General features: G+C 51.1%; 9 protein-coding genes and 1 riboswitch. Of the genes, 5 read left to right on the top strand and 4 right to left on the bottom strand.

Annotated elements, in window-relative coordinates; all coding sequences use genetic code 11:
* Positions 1 to 178 precede the first annotated feature (178 nt).
* The 4 genes from ACZYR9_RS22405 to ACZYR9_RS22390 all read right to left on the bottom strand — a co-directional run bounded on the left by ACZYR9_RS22405 (position 179) and on the right by ACZYR9_RS22390 (position 8,630).
* Positions 179 to 4,717: a glutamate synthase-related protein gene (locus ACZYR9_RS22405; protein ID WP_488980670.1), complete on the bottom strand. Its 4,539-nt coding sequence runs from the start codon at positions 4,715 to 4,717 to the stop codon at positions 179 to 181.
* Positions 4,718 to 5,246: 529 nt separating this feature from the next.
* Positions 5,247 to 6,587: a glutamate-1-semialdehyde 2,1-aminomutase gene (locus tag ACZYR9_RS22400; protein WP_488980660.1), complete on the bottom strand. Its 1,341-nt coding sequence runs from the start codon at positions 6,585 to 6,587 to the stop codon at positions 5,247 to 5,249.
* A 106-nt stretch (positions 6,588 to 6,693) separates the two neighbouring features.
* Positions 6,694 to 7,518, bottom strand: coding sequence for a PhzF family phenazine biosynthesis protein (locus ACZYR9_RS22395; protein ID WP_488980659.1), 825 nt, complete (start codon positions 7,516 to 7,518; stop codon positions 6,694 to 6,696).
* Between the two features lie 77 nt (positions 7,519 to 7,595).
* The gene (locus ACZYR9_RS22390) at positions 7,596 to 8,630 is read right to left on the bottom strand and encodes an LCP family protein (RefSeq protein ID WP_488980658.1); all 1,035 of its coding nucleotides are present in this window, start codon (positions 8,628 to 8,630) and stop codon (positions 7,596 to 7,598) included.
* Between the two features lie 193 nt (positions 8,631 to 8,823).
* Here ACZYR9_RS22390 and ACZYR9_RS22385 point away from each other — a divergent pair, with 193 nt between their 5' ends.
* The 5 genes from ACZYR9_RS22385 (at position 8,824) to ACZYR9_RS22365 (ending at position 19,941) form a co-directional block, all read left to right on the top strand.
* On the top strand, positions 8,824 to 9,885 hold the full coding sequence (locus ACZYR9_RS22385; RefSeq protein ID WP_488980657.1) for an ABC transporter ATP-binding protein: 1,062 nt from the start codon (positions 8,824 to 8,826) through the stop codon (positions 9,883 to 9,885).
* A complete protein-coding gene (locus ACZYR9_RS22380) occupies positions 9,878 to 10,672 on the top strand; it encodes an ABC transporter permease (protein ID WP_488980656.1) in 795 nt (264 codons plus the stop codon). The genes ACZYR9_RS22385 and ACZYR9_RS22380 overlap by 8 nt, the downstream gene beginning before the upstream one ends.
* Positions 10,673 to 10,679: 7 nt before the next feature.
* Positions 10,680 to 11,465 carry an ABC transporter permease gene (locus ACZYR9_RS22375; RefSeq protein WP_488980655.1) on the top strand — a complete coding sequence of 262 codons (786 nt, stop codon included), beginning with the start codon at positions 10,680 to 10,682 and terminating at the stop codon, positions 11,463 to 11,465.
* A gap of 242 nt (positions 11,466 to 11,707) precedes the next feature.
* Positions 11,708 to 11,803, top strand: a riboswitch (cyclic di-GMP riboswitch).
* 49 nt (positions 11,804 to 11,852) lie between these two features.
* Complete coding sequence (locus ACZYR9_RS22370) at positions 11,853 to 13,862, top strand: S-layer homology domain-containing protein (protein ID WP_488980654.1); 2,010 nt, start codon at positions 11,853 to 11,855, stop codon at positions 13,860 to 13,862.
* Between the two features lie 31 nt (positions 13,863 to 13,893).
* Entirely contained in the window at positions 13,894 to 19,941 is a 6,048-nt protein-coding gene (locus ACZYR9_RS22365) for an RHS repeat-associated core domain-containing protein (protein WP_488980653.1), read from the top strand.
* Positions 19,942 to 19,953: the final 12 nt, after the last annotated feature.

Raw genomic sequence — 19,953 nt, 5'->3', positions numbered from 1 at the left:
AAGGGATATCAATGATTAATGATAATGAACATTAAGCTATAAAACTGTGCCAGGTAAGGTTGCAGATCGAAATTGGCAAAAAAAGAACATTTGTTCCCCGTGAAACGCAGGAAGCGTTGATTCAAAGACAAACCCCCAGAGCTGATTATAGCCCTGGGGGTTATTAGGTCATTTTATATTATTCCGTAGCAACCGACTGATCGGCTTGCAGTCCAACTGGAGCGATGCGTACGAAGTTTGCCTGCAGGTTGTTCAGCAGGTTTTCGACTTTTGCAGCGGCTTCCGGTTGGCCGGATGCGGCAAGCGCATCGCGGTAGGCGCCGAGCAGCTCGTTAAGATCCTTGATGCTTTGAGGACCTACAGGTTCGATTTTTACCTTCGCACCTTTGGCAATACGGCGTTCAATTGCCGCTTGATCCAGTCCCATTTCAGGAACAAGACGCTGGTAGATCACACCGCCGGTCATCCCTGCGCAGATCCATGGACCCGGATCGCCCATAACAACGGCACGGCCGTTGGTCATATACTCAAACGCGAAGCCTTTGAGGTTCGCACGGGCTGCCAGACCGCCCAGCTCATCGCGGAGCGGGGAAGTGATTTCGCCGCCGAACACCACATCAGCGCCGGAGAAACGGATGCATGCGCGGGTATCGGCATTGCCTTGAATCAGGAACAAGCCCTTCTGTGCGCCGTAGCCGAACGATTTACCTACGGAGCCGTTAATGAACTGCTTGTGCTTGCTTGGTGCTTTCAGGATGGAGACATTACCGCCGAGCGACATTTTGCCGACGCCGTCTTCTGCGCCGCCGTGAACCGTGATGTCTACGCCGCGGGCGTTAAAGGCAGCGAGTCCGTTACCCGGTACGGAACCGTCGGTCATCGTAATGTTGACCGGAGGAAGCTCGTCATAGCTGCCGTCAAAGCGGTCTCTTACCCGATGGCTAGCATAGCGGCTGCCCAAGATACGGGATTCCGCGTCTACTTTGCTCCACGTGCGTTCTACCGGAGCTTTGAACGATACGGCATCCGGGAAGAACTCTTGGCCTTCCGCACCGGCTGCGATACGGATATCCGAGGATACCGCGGCAGCGACCTCAAGCTCGGCATCTTTGGCCGCAGCGAAGGAAATCGGAGCCGGACGAAGCAGATCGGAGAGATCGATGCGCTCCAGATAGCCGGTTTGCTGCAGCAGGTCGGAACGTCCTACCAGCTCTTGTGCGTCCTTGAAGCCCAGCTGAGCGACGACTTCTCGGATCTCTTCACCTATGCCGCTGAACAAGCGGACAAGCGATTCAACAGCCGTATCGTACACACGAGGTACGAAGCGGCGCAGGCCTTTCTCTTCAGCCTCTTCCATCGAGTCGATTTGCGTTGCGATACCTACGTGGCAGGTATCCAAGTGACAGCCGCGGCAGGTCGTACAACCGATCGATTGCATGGCGATGGAACCGAAGCCGACGCGGTTTGCACCAAGCATAAACATTTTGACGACGTCCGCACCGGACTTCATACCGCCGTCGGACCAAAGCTCAACCTTATGACGCAGACCGGCGTCGATCAGCGCGAGGTGAGCGAGCTTCGTACCGATTTCCGTCGGAAGTCCGACATGCGTGATGGAGTGGATCCGCGCCGCACCTGTACCGCCGTCAAAGCCGGAAAGCGTAATGACGTCCGCACCTGCCTTGGCAACACCGACGGCAATCGTGCCGATACCCGGAACTACCGGAATTTTGACGATGATTTGCGCTTTACGTCCGCTGGCTTCTTTAAGCTCGGAAATAATTTGCGCCAAGTCCTCGATCGAATAAATGTCATGGTTGTTCGATGGCGAGATCAGATCGGAACCGATGGTCGCATTCCGTGCAGCCGCGATTTTAGCCGTAACTTTCGAGCCTGGCAAGTGACCGCCTTCGCCCGGCTTTGCGCCTTGACCGATCTTGATCTCAAGGAATGCTACGGCGTTGGCCAGCTCCACGTTTACGCCGAAACGTCCGGAAGCTACTTGTGCGCCGCGAGTCCGCTTATAGCGGCCGAGCATGTCTTTGATCTCTCCGCCTTCGCCGTTCATCGTAACCATGTTCAAGCGTTCACCGGCCTCTGCATAAGCACGGAATGCCGTTTCGTTCTGCGAGCCGAAAGACATGGAAGAAATCAGCATAGGCAGGTCGTGGCCGCCGATACCGATATTTACTTGTGAAGGATCGAGGGGCTTGCGACCTTCAGCGTGGGATTTCTCAAAGTTGAAATCGGCCACGTGACGGATCGAAATCGGATTTTTCTTTTCCTCTTCGCGCAGCTTGTCGCGGTAATCCGTATAAGGAGCCGCTCCGGAAGCCGCATCGCCGAGGGCCTTCCACATCCGTTGGAAGAAGCGGAAGTTCTTCGCCGCTTTGGCCTTCGGATTCGTATAGTCGTTATAACGGGCTTCTGCATCCGTTTCGAGCTCGGCAAAGCCGGTACCCGCGTTGTCGCTGCCCAAGTAATTGACGATATCCAGCACTTCAGCCAGCTCCGGCTTCAATCCAATGGAGGAGAAGAAGCGGGTGTAGCCGCGAAGCTCATGTGTACCGATGGTGGAGATGACTTTCTCCAAGCCTTTCATCAAAGCCGTGAACACCTTGCGTGCAGCCGGTGCGCCGTCTTTGGACGAAGCCGTTGCAAACATGAGGTATGGAGACAGCACATCCGCGCCCAAGCCACAGGCTACTGCGATGTCATGCAGGTTGCGGATCGAAGCGCTGCGCAATACCAGTGTCGTTTGGCGGCGCAGGTTATTGCCGTGACCGAGCTTTTCGGCTCTCAAGGCAATATCCACTTTGGATACCGCAAGATGCGGATCCATCCACAGGCGGTCGTTCTGATGCGCCTGACTGTCATCGAGTACCAACAGCATGGCTCCGTTACGAACCGCTTGTACAGCGTCGGCAGCAAGTTTGTCGAGTGCTTCTTGAAGCGATGTTCCGCGAGCGAACGTTGTGGAAAGCGTCGCTACGGCATCGCCGCTATGAGCGCCAAACAATGCCAGGAGCTGTTCGAAGCTCGGCTGCTTCAGCTCAGCTAAAGAGTCCGTACCGTTGCTTCCTTCCAGTACAACCGGATAAAGCAGTTCGACGCGAAGACGATGGTCCGGCTGGCCGTACAGGGCCGGGCGTGGACCTACTACGATACGGGTGGAGAAATGCTCCATTTCGCGGTCGCGGTCGATCGCCGGATTCGTAACGACAGCAACGCTCTCTTTAATGAAGTCCGGGATGTTCACACGTTCCGGGTTCAAAGCGGCGTGCGGGCTGTCGTGACCGAGGGAACGGATCGGCTCTGCACCGGTTTGTGCCGTCGTCTCAATCATCTGGATGCCGTCGCGGTCCCAGCCGAAGGAGCTGTAGAGCGCGTCAGTCGGTGTAATGTCCGCCGAAGGAGCGGCTTCAACCGACGGTAATTCATTATTCAAATGCTTGCGCAGGCCTTCAAAGCCGATACGGGCTTGGGCGCGGCTCAGCACGGTATTTTGAACTTGATGGTAAGGAATAACCTGTACATGCTCTCCCGATGTCAGAACGACACCGATTTTCTCGCCCGGAGCGATCGGCTTAGGATCCGCCACCATCTCGCCTACCGTGATCACGCCTTGCTCGGAGGAGAAATAAAGAGAGGTTTCGCTCTCTACCATCCATACCGGACGAAGACCAAGGGCATCTACGCTGAAAATACATTCATTGCCGTAGCGGGATACGATCCCGGCCGGACCTTGGGCATAATGGCCCCAAGTTTGGCGATAGTATACATAGAGATCCTGAAGCTCAGGACGGTACAGCTTCATTTCGTTGAGAATCGGCGGGAAGACGACTTCCATCGCTTCGAACAGGCTAAGCCCAAAACGGTGGATGAACGTTTCGATCGTCCGGTTCATATCCTGAGAGTCGCTTCCGCCGTCTACGAGCGGTACGCCAACCATGTCGGCTTCCAGGCGCAATTTCTTTACCGTATTGATCTCGCCGTTGTGACCGAGCAAGGAAAACGGTTGGACACGGAAAAAGCTTGATTGTGTATTCGTGGAGTAACGGTTATGGCCGATCGTCACCTGAGCCGCAAACAGAGGGTCACGCGTATCGTTAAAGTATTTAGGCAAAATGCTTGCCGCACCCATAACCTTGTAAGCTGCCGTTACATTGCTCAACGTAGCCACATGTACAGTATATTTGGCTTCAATGGCGACATGAAGCTCAAACAAATGGTCGGCTACTTTTGCTTCCTGCTTGTCGCACAGACCTGCGATTTGCCAGAAGGTAGGCTCGTCGTTGCGGCCGTTCGGGCCAAGCACGCTGCTGTCGACCTGGTTTTCTTGCTCAAGAAGAATGCTGACTTCAAACTGGGAGAATAATTCCCGGATTCCCTTTTGCATGTCGGCAACGGAAATATCCAGCTTGCGGGGAACAAAAATATGGGCAACGGAAAAACGCTCATCGTATGCGAGCTTGCCGTCCAGTCCGGCATCCGTCAGTTTTTTCTCCCACAGCGCTCTGGGAATATCGGTCAAAATGCCGCAGCCGTCTCCTTCGCCATTAATAAAACCTGAACGATGCTCCATTTTTACAAGGGCATCGATCGTTTTTTGGATGTTATCGCGGGAAGGGAAACCATCTTTTTCTACAATACAAATGATGCCGCAGCTATCATGTTCGGTGGCCAACAGATTCTGAAAGCGGCCTTCATTACGCATTACTTCATTCATTCTCGTGGTCAGCAGGCTGACCGTCACCTCCCTGGTAGTTAAAAGTGCGATTCGTTCAGAGATCAAGGCTTTGCTCATGTCGCTGTAAGAAAGCGGTCAAAGCCAACGGAGATAACGCGTTGAATAAAAATGCATTTATTCTGCATAATCGACTACGCCGGCGGGTTCTCGTTTCTTTGGAAGATATGCCTAATAGGGCAATAATAAAAAAATAAATGTGCCCACGTCATTCTATTGAGCGCATATCTTCATAGCTATCATGACTAAAACCTTACATTTAGCCGATAGTATTAAGTTTCAAAAGTATTTATAGAATAACACGAAATTGTCTTTGATACAATAGAACATTCAGGCTGTTAACCGTTTGTAAGCGCTCTCTATTTTGCATAAATGGTGAATAAAGGCAGTTTTAAGGCGTTGTTATGCGGAAAACAAAAAACGAACGAACTATTACCGTAAGTCGATAATAGTTCGTGATTCGGGTGATAAAGGGAATTTATTGTCATGTGGCCATCGGTTAAACCATGCGTGTAAAGGCCCGTTCAGCGGCCTCGATAGTATAAGCGATATCGGCCTCCGTATGTGCCGTAGTCGTAAACCATGCTTCATATTTGGACGGAGCCAGGCAGATGCCTTCTTCCAGCATGTGCCGGAAGAACTGCGCGAACCTTTCGCTGTCCGTATCCTGCGCTTCCTCGTAATTGGTAACCGGATGGCTGCAAAAGTGCGTCGATAAAGCGCCGCAAATGCGATTGACGGTAAGCGCGATGCCGTGCTTGCCGGCGGCGGCCGTCAGACCGGCCTCAAGCGCCGCGCCGAGCTTGTCCAGCCGGGCGTATGTGCCCGGCTCCTGCAGCGCCTGCAGGCATGCGATGCCTGCGGAGATCGACGCAGGGTTGCCTGCCATGGTACCGGCTTGATAAGCCGGTCCGAGGGGAGCCACCTGCGACATGATTTCTTGACGGCCTCCGTAGGCTCCGATCGGCAGACCGCCGCCGATGATTTTGCCCAGGGCTGTCAGGTCGGGTTCGATGGCCGCGAAGTCCGTTCCCGCAGGCAGGCCCTCGAAGGTTTGCGCCGATCCGTAGTGGAACCGGAAAGCCGTAATTACCTCGTCGTAGATGACGAGGGAGCCGTTGCGGCGGGCGGCGGAACAAAGTCCCTCGAGGAAGCCCGGCTTGGGCATCACCATGCCGAAGTTGCCTACGATGGGCTCGACCATGACTGCGGCTACGTCCTCGCCCCAACGGGCAAGAGCTTCGTCAAGCGCTGCAAGATCGTTGTAAGGTACCGTAATCACTTCATGCGCGATGCTCACCGGGATGCCGGCGCTGTCGGGGATCCCGAGCGTGGAGGGACCGGAGCCTGCGGCAACCAGCACCAGATCCGAGTGGCCGTGATAGCAGCCGGCGAATTTGATGATCTTATTGCGGCCTGTGTAGGCACGTGCCACACGGATCGTCGTCATGACGGCCTCGGTGCCCGAATTGACAAAGCGCACCTTATCCATCGAAGGGATGGCCGCCTTCAGCATACGGGCAAACTCAATTTCAAGCTCGGTAGGCGTACCGTAAAGCGTTCCGTTCTCCGCCGCGCGACAGATCGCTTCGGTAACCGAAGGATGTGCGTGACCCAGGATGATCGGGCCATACGCAGCGAGGTAATCAATGTAGCGGTTTCCGTCCTCGTCCCAAAAGTATGCGCCCTTGCCGCGTTTCATAAAGACCGGAGCCCCGCCGCCGACCGCTTTAAATGAGCGGGAGGGGCTGTTCACCCCGCCCACAATATGTTCCAGTGCTTCTCGATATAAGCTTTCCGAGCGTGATCTTGGTTTGCCGTAATCCAACGGTTGATTCATCTTTGTCATTCCTCTCTGTAGTCGATATTCCTATTATATATGCAGCCTTTGTTTATGCATGAAAATAACGCCAAGGTGCTGCAACCAGATGCTGAAAGGTATCGAATTAAATTTCGTCCCCTGATGCTAGCAGCGAGCCTTGAAGTACGGTTACGGCCAGACCGGAGATCAGAACGCGGTTACCGGCACACTGCATACGCAGAACGCCCGTACGGTCAGAAAGCTGAATCCCTGTCAGCCGCTCCTTGCCGAGCTTTTTCTTCCAGTAAGGTGCAAGCGCGCAGTGTGCCGAGCCGGTTACCGGATCTTCATTAATGCCGACGGCCGGGAGGAAGCAGCGGGAAACAAAATCATACCGGGGATCTTCCGATGGGGCGGTTACCATCACGCCGCGGACATCCAGCTCCGCCATGATGGCATAATCGGGCTGCAGCCCGCGAACCTCCGCCTCTGTCGCCAGCTCCACCAGCAGGTCCAACCGGTTTCTGCCGACATACCGAATTTCGCCTTCCAGGCGGAGTGCAGCTTGGAGCCGCTCCGGCACGGCGGTGTCAGCCGCTTTCTCAGCAGGGAAGTCCAGTTCGATCCATCCGTCGGCCGTTGACTTGGCCGTTAATTGTCCGCTAAGCGTATGGAATGAAATCATTTGCTCCTTCGGCACTTTACCCGTCTGCCATAAATAATGGGCGGAAGCGAGCGTCGCGTGACCGCACAAATCAACTTCAGCCTGTGGGGTGAACCAGCGCAGCCGGAAGCCGCCGTCGTCTGAAGGACAGAGGAAGGCGGTTTCGGCTTGGTTCATCTCCATCGCTACCTGCTGCAGCCGGTGATCCGAAGGATAGCGGTTCAACAAACAGACTGCAGCCGGATTGCCGCGAAACGGTTGGCCCGTAAATGCATCGATAATAAAAATCTCCGTTGGTTCTTTCACGGTATAACTACTCCATTTCCTTGATTAATCTTACAAAAAAGAGGAAGCCGCAGCTTCCCGTTGATCGAAACTTGATATTATTTTTTGGTCCCGCTGCCGCTGTCCTTGCCGAGGGCCTCATGGGTCTGTGCCGCGGGCTTTTCCTCAGGAGCGTACGGATCGCGGCCTTCGAACAGGGTCTTGACATAAGAATGCAGCTTTTTCTGGTCCACGCTTAGCACAGCCGCTCCACCGACCCGTCTTTCTTTGAGCAGCTCCGTCGGGGGAATTTGTTTGGTGACCATGCCCTCCGCTTTAGCCTCATAGGCAAGAGCTCCAAGCTTCAGCATATCGGCGGTGGTCAGGTTGGTTTGGATGTACGGGTCAATGCTGGTCAAAATTTTGGGCAGACGGATCAGGGAGCCGGTCGTCTGCATCTTCTCCGCCACCGCCTGAAGAAACTTGCGCTGCCGCTCCGTGCGGGCAAAATCGCTCAGCGCGTCATGACGGAACCGCACGTACTGCAGCGCCTGCTCTCCGTCGAGCTGCTGAAGCCCTTTTTTCAGGTTGATATCATACTGATGATTGTCCGCGGAATCCTTGTAGCGCATATCCTTCTCCACGTCGATTTCAATGCCGCCGATAGCGTCCACAAGCGCGATAAAGCCCTCAAAATCAGTCATGACGTAGTATTGAATCGGAATGCCGAGCAGCTCGCCGACCGTTTTCATCGACAGATTCGGTCCGCCGAGGGCATAGGCTGCGTTAATCCTATCGTTTCCTGCTCCCGGGATCTTCACATAAGTGTCACGCAAAATAGAGAATAAGTGCGCCTTTTTTGTCATAGGGTCGATAGAAGCGACCATGATCGAATCGGAACGGCCTACGTCGCCCTTGCCGCCGCGGGAATCTCCTCCGAGAATAAGGATATTGACCCGTTCGTTGCCTTCCCATCGAGGAGGAGCGTCGTTGCCGGCCATACTGACTTGTTTGGGCAACAGCCCTCCAAACCTTCCTGAATCCGATTGTTGAATATTGTTCGCAAAATTTAAAAAGGCATATGTATAATAGCCGATGCCTGCGAGCAGAAGAAGCAGAGCGATGATGAAAATTCTTTTGAACGCGCGTGCCATGGAAATCAAATCCTTTCCTGCGGGGTGTCCGCTTTTCCAAACCGGGCCGTTCGTGTATGATAACGTGTATAGGATTAGACAATACAGCTGAAACATGCGCAATAAAGGGCAGGAAACTATTACATTTCATTATAAAAGGTTTCGAGCCGTCCCTGCAAGCTTCGGCATTTTCTGACAGGAGGAATGATGTGCCATGAGTTGGGCCATCGATGTTCATGAGCTCCGCAAGGAGTTTAAGGTGCAAAAGAACCGCGAAGGCTTAAAAGGTGCCATTCGCGATCTATTTAACAGAGAGTATACCCAGGTCAGGGCCGTCAAGGATATCAGCTTTCAAATCCCCCAAGGGGAAATTTGCGGCTATATCGGGGAGAACGGAGCCGGTAAATCAACGACGATCAAAATGCTTACCGGCATTCTTGTACCGACCTCGGGCGACATTCGGGTCAACGGCTACATTCCTTATAAGGAACGTGAAAAGTTTGTCCGCGGCATCGGAGTCGTGTTCGGCCAACGCAGCCAGCTGTGGTGGGATATCGGCGTGATCGAGTCGTTTGAGCTGCTGAAGAAGGTGTATCGCGTATCCGAGAGCGACTACCGCGCCAGGCTGGATGAATTGGTGGACAGGCTGCGGCTGGGCGACCTGTTGAACCGGCCGGTGCGCAAGCTGAGTCTCGGGCAGCGGATGCGCTGCGAGCTGGCGGCTTCGTTGATTCACAACCCGCAAATCCTGTTCCTGGACGAGCCGACCATTGGACTGGACATTGTAGTAAAAACGGAAATCCGCGAGTTTTTGAAATCACTGAACAAGAGGTTCGGCACAACCATCCTGCTTACGACCCACGATCTTCAAGATATTGAAGCGCTGTGTTCCCGGGTCATTATGCTCGATGACGGGAAGATTATCTATGACGGCGGCTTGGAAGAGCTCAAGGAACGCTGGGGCAAAGGCAAGGAAGTCATCCTGCGGTTTGCGGAGCCGGTGGCGCTGCAGCGTTTGAAGGAATTGACCCGCGGCCTGGAAGTAGATTGGTCGCTGGATAACGAGCTGACGGCCAAAGTATGGATTCCGCAGCAGCGGAGCAGCGTCTCGGATGTATTGGCCCGCGTCGTGGGCGCGATGAGCATTGAAGATATCAAGATTGTCGAAACGAACACCGACGATATCGTACGGGAAATCTACAAAACCGGTTCAAGCGACGTCAAACGGCGGGTTCAGGAAGAGCCTGATGAACGGGAAGTGACCCTGCATGTCTAGCGCTTATTTGGATATCATCCGCATCCGATTTCTGATGATGCTTGCTTACCGGGTCAATTATTACAGCGGAATTATCATTTATGCACTCAATATTGGCGCATACTACTTTCTATGGAAGGCGATTTACGGATCGAAGGAGCTGCTCGGCGGTATGACCGTCACCCAGATGACCACTTATGTGGCTGTTTCCTGGATGGCGCGGGCGTTTTATTTTAATAACCTGGACAGAGAAATCGCCAATGAAATCAAAGACGGCAGTGTGGCCATTCAGTTCATCCGTCCTTACAACTATATTATTGTCAAAATGATGCAGGGCCTCGGCGAAGGCTTATTTCGTCTGCTGTTGTTTTCCGTACCGGGAATGGCGATCGTTTCTTTTTTGTTTCCCGTCAGTTTGCCGACGGATCCGCAGGTTTGGCTCGTGTTTATGGTCATGCTGTTCTTCAGCTTTTTGATCAATTCACAAATTAATATTATTACCGGCTTATTTGCTTTTTTTCTTGAAAACAATGAAGGCTTGATGCGCATGAAACGGGTGGCCGTCGACTTATTCTCCGGCCTGGTGGTGCCGATTTCGTTCTTCCCCGGGTGGGCCGAAGGGCTGATGAAGTTTCTTCCTTTTCCCGCCATTACGTATTTGCCTGGCTCCGTCTTTACAGGAAAGGTAACCGGAACGGCGGTGTACGGAGTGTTCGGCACCCAGCTCCTGTGGTTCCTGCTGCTGATTATCCCGCTTTTTGTACTCTGGCGCAGCGCGCGGTCGCGCCTGTTCGTGCAGGGAGGTTGAGGAACATATGTTTTATGCGGGACTTTTGATCAATTATTTGAAAAACTACATGAAAACGAGGCTGACCTACCGTTCCGATTTTTGGATGGAGGTCGTATCGGACCTGCTGTTTAACGGTTTGAATCTTTTCTTCATTCTGGTCGTATTCCAGCATACGGCTGCGATCGGTGAATGGAACCAGCATCAAATTTTGTTTATTTACGGTTATTTTATGGTGCCTTACGGCCTGTTTATTACCTTTTTCAATCTGTGGGGCTTCAGCGAGCGGTATATTGTCAAAGGGGAGATGGACCGGATTCTGACGCGGCCGGCGCACAATCTCGTGCAGCTGATGCTGGAAAATATGGATCCGTCGTCCTTGTTCAGCGCATTGACCGGCATGATCATTATGGGCTATTCCTGGAGCCGGCTTGATCTCGGGCTGATGTGGTATGATCCGTTCGTATTTATTCTGTTGGTTGCCGGTTCGATGATGATCTATGGGGGAATCTATATCTTCTTTACTTCGCTGTCGTTTTTTTCGGATTCGCCGACCGGCATTACGCCGATGCTGTGGAATTTGCAAAACTACGGCCGATATCCGATGACCATCTACAACCGGCTGATCAATATTATGCTGACCTGGGTGCTTCCGTTCGGGTTTGTAGGCTTTTACCCTGCGGCGTACTTTTTGGACCGGGCCAATTGGGGTTCGTTCGCATTGCTGACGCCGTTGGTAGGAGCGGTCTTCCTGACCCTCGGGCTGACGGTATGGAATTACGGAGTAAAGAGGTACCGCGGAGCGGGATCGTAACGGATAATCTTAAGAAAAGCATAGCATGAAAAAAAGCACGGAATCGCGCTGGCTGCGCGATTCCGTGCTTTTTTAATATTCAATGGGAAATCTTTAAGGACTACCTTTGGAAAGAAGTATGATGCGATACCCTTTATTCACTTTCTGTGAAATTTTACACAAAATGACAAAAAAACTCTTGGTTCTTAGTTATTTAGCCCCTATAGTAGTATTTAGAAGAAAAAAATACAGCTGCCAATAAGCTGGATAAAAGGCAAATCCGTTCGAAAGTCGGAGACGCAAAGCCACGGGTCTAATCCATCGGTACTAAACGGTGGAATGATAGCCGGGCCGCTCGGTTGGGGTGCTGTATTTTTTTGTTTGTTGAGGTAAAGGGGGAAAGACAGAGTGAAAAGCAAATTACTGCAGTTTGCAAGAAACGCCATGCTGATCGGTTGGGCTGCTGCAGCCGTCATGGCTGTCGCAACACCTGCGGCATGGGCTGCGCAGTATAGTCAGTCAGAGGGACTGCCGGCTTTCGCAGGACTGCCGGATAACAGCGGACTCGTTTATATTAACGGTGATTCTATGGTTTGGTATGAGCCGGATGGGGAAGGCAACAGACAAATCCATATGGCTAACCTGTCTACAGGGCAAACAAAGACGATCACCAACACGCCTACCCGGAAGGACAATCCTGTCATATACGGTAATACGGTTGTTTGGCTCGACAAGCTAGGCTTGCCTGATCCTGCCAGTTATTGGTGGAATGTATTCAAATACGATTTGACTACCGGAGAACGGCAGCGAATTAATTTCTCGTTGGGTATGATGTCACATCCGGCTATTCATGGTAATGATGTCGTTTGGCATAACAATGAGACGTCGGAGATGCTGCATTACGATCTGTCCACAGCAAAAGAAACAAGTCTTGGCAAGGGGCGGGAACATGTGGTTTTTGAAGGCCAGGTCTTGTATAAAAATTCGGACAGCGGGTTGGATATGTTGACCCTTGCAACCGGTGAGATTCGCCCGCTTGTGAAGCTGCCTAAAGATCATTATGTGGACCGCTTCGTATTTAACGGCAATACCGTGCTGTGGAGACAGATGAATAAACAATTAAAGACCAAGATGGCGATGCTCCGTTTGGATAATGCGGCCTTCAGTCCAAGGAGCTTAACTGATTATGAGACCAAGGAATTCAGCGATACCTATTTGACCATCGGCAAAACGATGGGAGCTTGGATTGAGGAACGTGATGGGAAAGCTGTGATGATTGGCGTTAACTTAAAAACCGGCGAAACATTCACAGTAGCACGACAGCCTGGAGAAACGGTGTACCCTTTTTGGGGCGATCAGTTTCTTGCAGGTAAGGACAATAAGTTAATCATGCGAACGTTCATCAGGCAAAATACAGGACAAAGCCGTTCCTTTGCAGGTTCCATTGAACCAGTTGGCGCCATAATCGGCCCCAATGGAGGCGAAGTGCTTTCAACCGATGGCAGTGCGAAGCTGAGCGTCCTGGCCGGCGCCCTTGACCGTGATACGAGGATAACCTTGGGTATGCCGCAGGATGCGGCAGGCATGCAAGCCAAAGGAATGCCGGCTGCCGGGCAGTTGATCGCGGGACCGGTTGAACTGACAGTGCCGCAGTCTTTTAAAGTTCCGGCTACACTGGAGATGCAGTATGACGGTGACTTGCTTTCGGAAAGCAAACAGCGAAAACTCGGTCTGTATCAGTATGATACGGCATTAGAGCGTTGGGGCTTCATTAGCGGAAACATGTCTGCAGGCAAGTTCGCCGTGAATGGCCCTATAACAAGCGCAGGTACATATGCCGTTATACTGAACGATGTAGCATTTGCAGACATGCAAGGACATTGGTCGGAGCAGTACGTCGATACGCTTGCCGCGAGGGGTATTGTTGAAGGAGTGGCGTCGGGAATATTCGGCCCGGATGAGACACTGACCCGTGCGCAGTTTGCGAAGCTGCTCGTAGGTGCATTGGGGATGGATTCTGACTCTCCGTCTGCGGCTACATTCCAGGACGTGGGTTCCGGGCATTGGGGTTATAGATGGATTGAAGCCGCTGCACAAGCAGGACTCGTGGAGGGCGATGGCGGAATGTTTCATCCGGATGATCGTCTGACCCGTGAACAGATGGTGGCAATGCTTGTACGTGCTGCCGGAGAGCAATCGGCGGCGCTTCGTCTGGCTGAGCAGGAGCGGCAGTCGGCATTGTCCGCATACGGCGACCGTCAAGGCATTAGCGGATGGTCCGAGCCTTATATGGCGCTTGGCGTGAACCAAGGGCTGATTGAAGGAGATCGGAACTCTTTGATGCCGCAGCAATCCTCCACGCGAGCGCAAGCGGCGGCAGTGCTATACCGATTCATCCTGAAGCAGGGGAAGCTTTGAAATATACAAATTTTGAAGAGGGAGCAATGAAATGATAAAAGCAAGATTCAAATCGATGATTTCCGTTTTCATGGCAATGGTGATCTTGCTGACGGGAATTCCGTTTATTCCCGGCGGGGGACTATCCAAAGTGCATGCGGGTACAGACCTTATATTAGAACCGAACCGTATTCCGGTTAATACCGGAAGCACGGTGATTAAATTTAGTTTTAATGATGCGGACGTTGGTCAAACCGCGCATTATACGGAAATATACCTATGCGAGCCCGGCGCAAACAGCAGCGAGCCGCCCGCTAAAGTTCAGGGTGGGATGATCAAGACGGATACATTTGTCATTAAAAATCCCGATGGGACCTATATGCAGCATCAAGTACCATGGGCCGCCGGGTCCAGTATTCCGGTAGGAAATTATAATGTATGTGTGGATCCCAGGATACCGGGGCAGACAGAATTTTACGGAACAATAGCACCATTGGAAATTTACGATCCGCAGCTTCCGCCTCTGTCGAGTCCGACTCTTGCGATTTTTCCTAATTTAACTAGTGAGAGCCATGAAATTAAAGGAACAGCTGACCCTGATTCCGAAGTAACGCTTACCATTCAATATATAAAACGGGAGGGCAATAATCAGGTACCGGGAGGTACTAAGGTAGTTAGTGGCATCATGGCGGACAGCTCGGGCAATTGGAGTACTATCAAGCAGCTTGACGCTTACGAGATAGCCACGATTACCGCAAGAGCGAAGAAGGGCGAGCAGATCTCACCTGTTTCGAGTCCGCTGAAGGTGCTGCGTTATAAGGCCCCCGACTGGAATGTGCCTTGGACGGCGGTCGCGGGGTATTACTATAAAACGACCGGTATTGCTGAAACAGTGAATCGTATTAACGAAATAGCATCGTTCAATAACTATCCGCAGTTTACATGCGTGGACGGTGAAACATGCCAAAAGAACCTGAAAAGCGGGGAAAACCTGCTGATTATCAACCCCATGCTTGCCGGGGAAATTGGATACAAAGAGCTTGAAGATCTGACAATAGAGAAGATTGCCCAGCGGCTTCAACATCATTTTCCCGCATGGTGGGACCCGATCAATCTGGCCAACGGTTCTTTCAGTTTCCATCATACGAACATGTCGCTGCAGGCAGTGATGCCGCTTGAATTTGCACTCACTTATCACAGCAGGGACAAGTACGAAGGAGCGGTTGGTGTCGGCTGGCATCATTCGTTTGAATGGGTGCTTCATGAATGGGATCAAGGACACATTTATGTGACCACGCCGGAGGGCGCAAGGTATAACTATGCACCGGTCGGCAGCGGCCAATTTTTGACTCCCAAAGGGACCCACAATACACTGACTCAATTAAGCAACGGAACGTATGAGCTGGTAATGCCGAATCAGTGGAAATATTTATTCCGTGAGGACGGCTTGCTGCATAAGATACAAGACACGAACGGTAACGAAATTACACTCCAGTACCGGGGATCCGTGTTGGTAAAAGCAGTGACTACAGGGGCGGAAATGTCTTTCGCATATGATACGGTAGGAAAGCTTACCAAAGTCACGGATCACAGCGGGCGTTCGACGGAATACCGGTATGATGAAGTGAACCGTAATCTGACCGACATTGTGCTGCCGGATGCGGCTGTGATCTCGTTCAAGTACGACGTAGAGCATCAAATGACGGAAATCAGCAATCCGAACAAAACGTCAAAACTGATTAACGAATATGATGCGCAAGGCCGGGTGATTCGCCAGACAGACTTTAGCGGAGCAACGGGAGAAGTTCAGTATATGCCGAATGCGCCGGTCAACGGTAATATGCCTGGTGGAGGCAGCGCGGTTACCAAAGACCCGCTGGGACGAATCAAAACATTTGAGTACGATGAACGTTTTCGCCAAACAGCTATTCATTACCCGGATGGAACAACGGAACGTTTTGCTTATGATGAGAACGATCATATGACCGCAAAAACCGACCGTAACGGCTATACAACCAAATTTGATTACGATGCGCTGGGTAACCTGATCCAAGTCACCGATCCGCGTGGCGCGACCACATCGTTGAGATATAACGCTTTTGGCAAGCCGGAAGAAATGACGGATGCGCTCGGAAATAAGACAGTCATTGCTTATGATGATCGAGGCAACATGAAGACGGTTACCAATGCGCTTGGTCAAACGATGTCGCTTGAATTGGATGCACGGGGGGTACCGACGAAAATCACCAACCCGCTCGGCGAAGCCGTCACGATGACGCTGGATGCGTCAGGCTTTGCCCGTGTAATTAATGACCCGGCGGGGCATGCCCAGGAGTTAAAGAGAGACCCGCTGCACCGGGTGCAGGAAGTAAAGGATGCGCTCGGCAACATTTCAAAGATTGAATATGATCCGCGTGACCGGATGAAGACCAGAATTGATGCGCTGCAGCATCAAGAAAGCTTCGAATATGACAAGAACTGCAATTTGACCGGCCATACCGATGCTGCGGGAGCTCGAATGAAATACGAATACGATTCGTTTGATCGTCTTATCTCGGTGACCGATGCGATGCAGCAAAAGACGACCTACGCGTATGATGAGGTTGGTAATCGTACCAAGGTAACGGATGCGAACGGGGCGGTAACGGAGTACAAATACAATAATGTAAATCGCATTGAGAAGATCATTGACCCAGAAGGGTTCGAGACGAACCTGATTTATGATGGCAACGGCAACCTGCTTACGCTGGAGGATCCAAAGGGCGGACGAACGGAAATTAAGTACGATGAACGTAACCAGCCTGTTGAAATCAAGGATGCAAGCGGAGCTATAACCAAGCTGACGTACGACATCCTGGGCCGTCTTGTGCATGAAGAGAGTGCGCTAGGCTACGGTACTCAGTATGCATACGATGTACTGGGACGGGTGACCAAAGTCACCGATGCTATGAGTAATATCACTTCGTACGCGTACAACGAAGCGGGTCGGTTAGACCGGGTGACGCAGCCCAATGGAGCTGTGTGGCAAATGCAATATGATGCTCGCGGGCAACTTACCGGCACCATCGATCCGCTGGGGCATACAACTCGGCTGGAACGTGATGCATTGGGTCGTGTAACTGTATCGAAGGACGAGGCAGGTAATGCCACTACGTATGGATACGACGCATTAGGACGAGTGACGACGATAGTCAACGCGCTAGGCCATGTCACTTCGATTGATTACGACGCGGTTGGACGCGTTAAGAAGATGACGGACGCCAAACAGCAGACTACCGAGTACGATTATGATGTGGTTGGTCGACTAACAGCGGTGACCAATGCACTTCATAACAAGACGAGCTATGCATACGATGCGGTCGGCAACATTACCGGCAAAACCGATGCGCTTGGACGGGTAACCAGCTATCAGTATAATCCAAGGGGATTACTGAAGCAGGTGATCAACCCACTGCAAGAAATAACGAAGCTGGCTTATGACGGGAACGGCAATATGCTTAGCATGATTCACCCGGACGGACAATCCACTTCCTATCAGTATGATGTGATGAACCGTCTGACCGACATTCTGTATGCCGATAGCAGTAATGTAAATTATACCTACGATATGCTCGGCAGGCGTACGGCCATGAAGGACTCGACGGGAACGACTAGTTATCTGTACGATGCGTTAAACCGATTGACGCAAGTGAAGAATGGGGCCGACCAAACGATTGGTTACGAGTGGACCCCAACCAGCCAACGGAGTAAAGTAGTATATCCGGACGGCAAAGCTGTGAATTATGGCTATGATCTGATGGACCGAATGACCAGCGTCACGGATGGGAATGGTCAGACGACCCGGTATGAATATGATGCTAAAGGGCATATCACTTCCAAGACATTACCGACGGAAGGAGTCAGTACTTATCAATATGACGCCCTCGGGCAAGTACTTGAAATCCGCCATGCCAATCGGTTCGGCAAAGCCATGGAACAGTTAAAATATGTGTATGACCCTGTAGGCAATCGAACGCAAATGGAGCGCTCGCACGGCTATGAGCACGATGAACCAAACGACGAGCCTCACGAAGAAGGTGACCGCTATACACAATATGGCGAACATCATGAGGATGATCATGACCACCGCAAACCGCTAATCACAAACTACGCATATGACGCGTTAAATCAGCTTACACGGGTTCAGCAGTATAATGAGTATGATGATTGGAAACACGGCAAACCGGAAGTGACAGATTACAGTTATGATACGGTCGGCAATCGACTTTCTAAGACGGTCCCCTACGGCAAAAAGAAAAGTTTGGAACATTATACGTATAACGAGGCAGACCGTTTAACCCATTGGCAGAACGGGAAATATTTCAAAGATTATACGTACGATGATCGCGGTAACCTGTTGAAAGTAACAGGGAAAATAGCTGATGATGATGATCATTTCTGGGATTTTAATGATGATGAGCGAGTTTCCAACAATGTCTATGGTTCGTCGGTTTCCGGCAACGTATATTTAGGCAGATCGAACGAAAGGTTTGATCGGAACCAAGGTGGCCATCAAGAAGGCAACAACAGAGATGACCGAGACGACGACTATTATGAAGACAATGACAAAGATGACCGGGATGATTATCATGGAGATAAAGAGCATCTTCCTTACGTTCTTGAAGAGTACAAGTGGAATGCGGCCAATCGTCTTGCACAAAAAACAAATCTCAAAGGTGACCTTACCCGGTTCAGCTATGACGGTGATGGTAACCGTGTAGGTCAGGATATAAGATCTTGGGAAGAGTCAAAGGAAGGTTCTGGGAAGGATTGGGACGGAAAAGATCATGGTTTTGGATTCGGGTTCGGTCATTGGGATGATCATGACGATGATGAAGAATATGTGACGCGTTTTAGTTATACAAACGACGTAAGTCTCCTTCTGCCTGAAGTCATTCAGGTGACCGCCAAAGGACATAAGGATTACCATGGGGAAGGCCATGAGAGCCGTGATGACCATCATAACGACGGCCGCTGGGAACAATTGCGCACTTCATTTGTATACGGAGCCGGACAAGAGCGTCTAAGCATGACATACCCGGAAAAAATAAACGGGGATCATGATGATGATCATGATCATCATGGTAAGTGGGCAAATACGAGCTACTATCTTCAGGATGCTCTGGGCAGTATAATCGGAATGGTGGAGCAAAGGGGACACCTGGATGGCCGCTGGCAGTATGATGAGTTCGGTATCCCCCAAAGCCAATGGAAATATGGAGTCTCGTCGGCACAAAGAAATATGTTCGGCTATACCGGATTGGAGTATGATCGTTCCACCGGACTGAACTATGCCCGTGCCCGTTACTATAAGCCGGAGATCGGCCGGTTTATTAGTGAGGATACGTATAAAGGCAGTTTGTGGAATCCGCAGAGTCAGAACGGGTATACTTATGTGCATAATAATCCGATAAATTGGATAGACCCAAGTGGTCATTGGTGTACTTCACCGGATGGAAATTGGAGTCATCCGGGGGCTTGTGAGGATGCGTCCTCAACTTGGAGTCCCGACCATAACCATATTGGGGAGAAAGCGTTAAGTGATGGGGAGGAATATGGAGAATACTTTAGTAAAAATTCTCTCTCTGTCGATGATAAGTATGTATTATGGATTCGTGGTGACAATGAGGTTTACCTGGATTCAAATAGAATTGACCAGTTACAGATGAGGAAATGGGCACTTCAAAGTTATATGGAGTACCAAATTAAAAATGGATTTCCTGACCTTCAAGCAGGGTTTGCATATGATTTTCTCGCATTAAGCGACCCTCAACAAGCATTAATCCTTGGAATGATGAATAGGACGACACCTTGGGATATTAAGACGGGCGCTAGCAATAAGATAGATTATAATATTAATGGTTCTAAGGTATCTGCTTATCAAGACTCGAAGACTGGACTATATTGGTCAAGAGATACCGAAGGTCATGGTGGTTCTGCTTACAAGGTATTTGAAAAAAGAGGTAATGAACTACGTTGGGTGGCTGATTCTGATGAATATGGTAATTATATTCCCAACAAACATAAAGGTACGACCGGATTAAGAATAAAAATAAAATAGTAGGTGCTAATA

The organism is Paenibacillus sp. F024, from assembly GCF_057814255.1.
This window is presented reverse-complemented; position numbering and strand designations above follow the sequence as displayed.

Coding starts and splice junctions, on each gene's coding strand:
- ACZYR9_RS22385 (WP_488980657.1), top strand. CDS start 8,824: ATGAGTTGGGCCATCGATGTTCATGAGCTCCGCAAGGAGTTTAAGGTG.
- ACZYR9_RS22380 (WP_488980656.1), top strand. CDS start 9,878: ATGTCTAGCGCTTATTTGGATATCATCCGCATCCGATTTCTGATGATG.
- ACZYR9_RS22365 (WP_488980653.1), top strand. CDS start 13,894: ATGATAAAAGCAAGATTCAAATCGATGATTTCCGTTTTCATGGCAATG.
- ACZYR9_RS22390 (WP_488980658.1), bottom strand. CDS start 8,630: ATGGCACGCGCGTTCAAAAGAATTTTCATCATCGCTCTGCTTCTTCTG.
- ACZYR9_RS22400 (WP_488980660.1), bottom strand. CDS start 6,587: ATGAATCAACCGTTGGATTACGGCAAACCAAGATCACGCTCGGAAAGC.
- ACZYR9_RS22405 (WP_488980670.1), bottom strand. CDS start 4,717: ATGCGTAATGAAGGCCGCTTTCAGAATCTGTTGGCCACCGAACATGAT.
- ACZYR9_RS22375 (WP_488980655.1), top strand. CDS start 10,680: ATGTTTTATGCGGGACTTTTGATCAATTATTTGAAAAACTACATGAAA.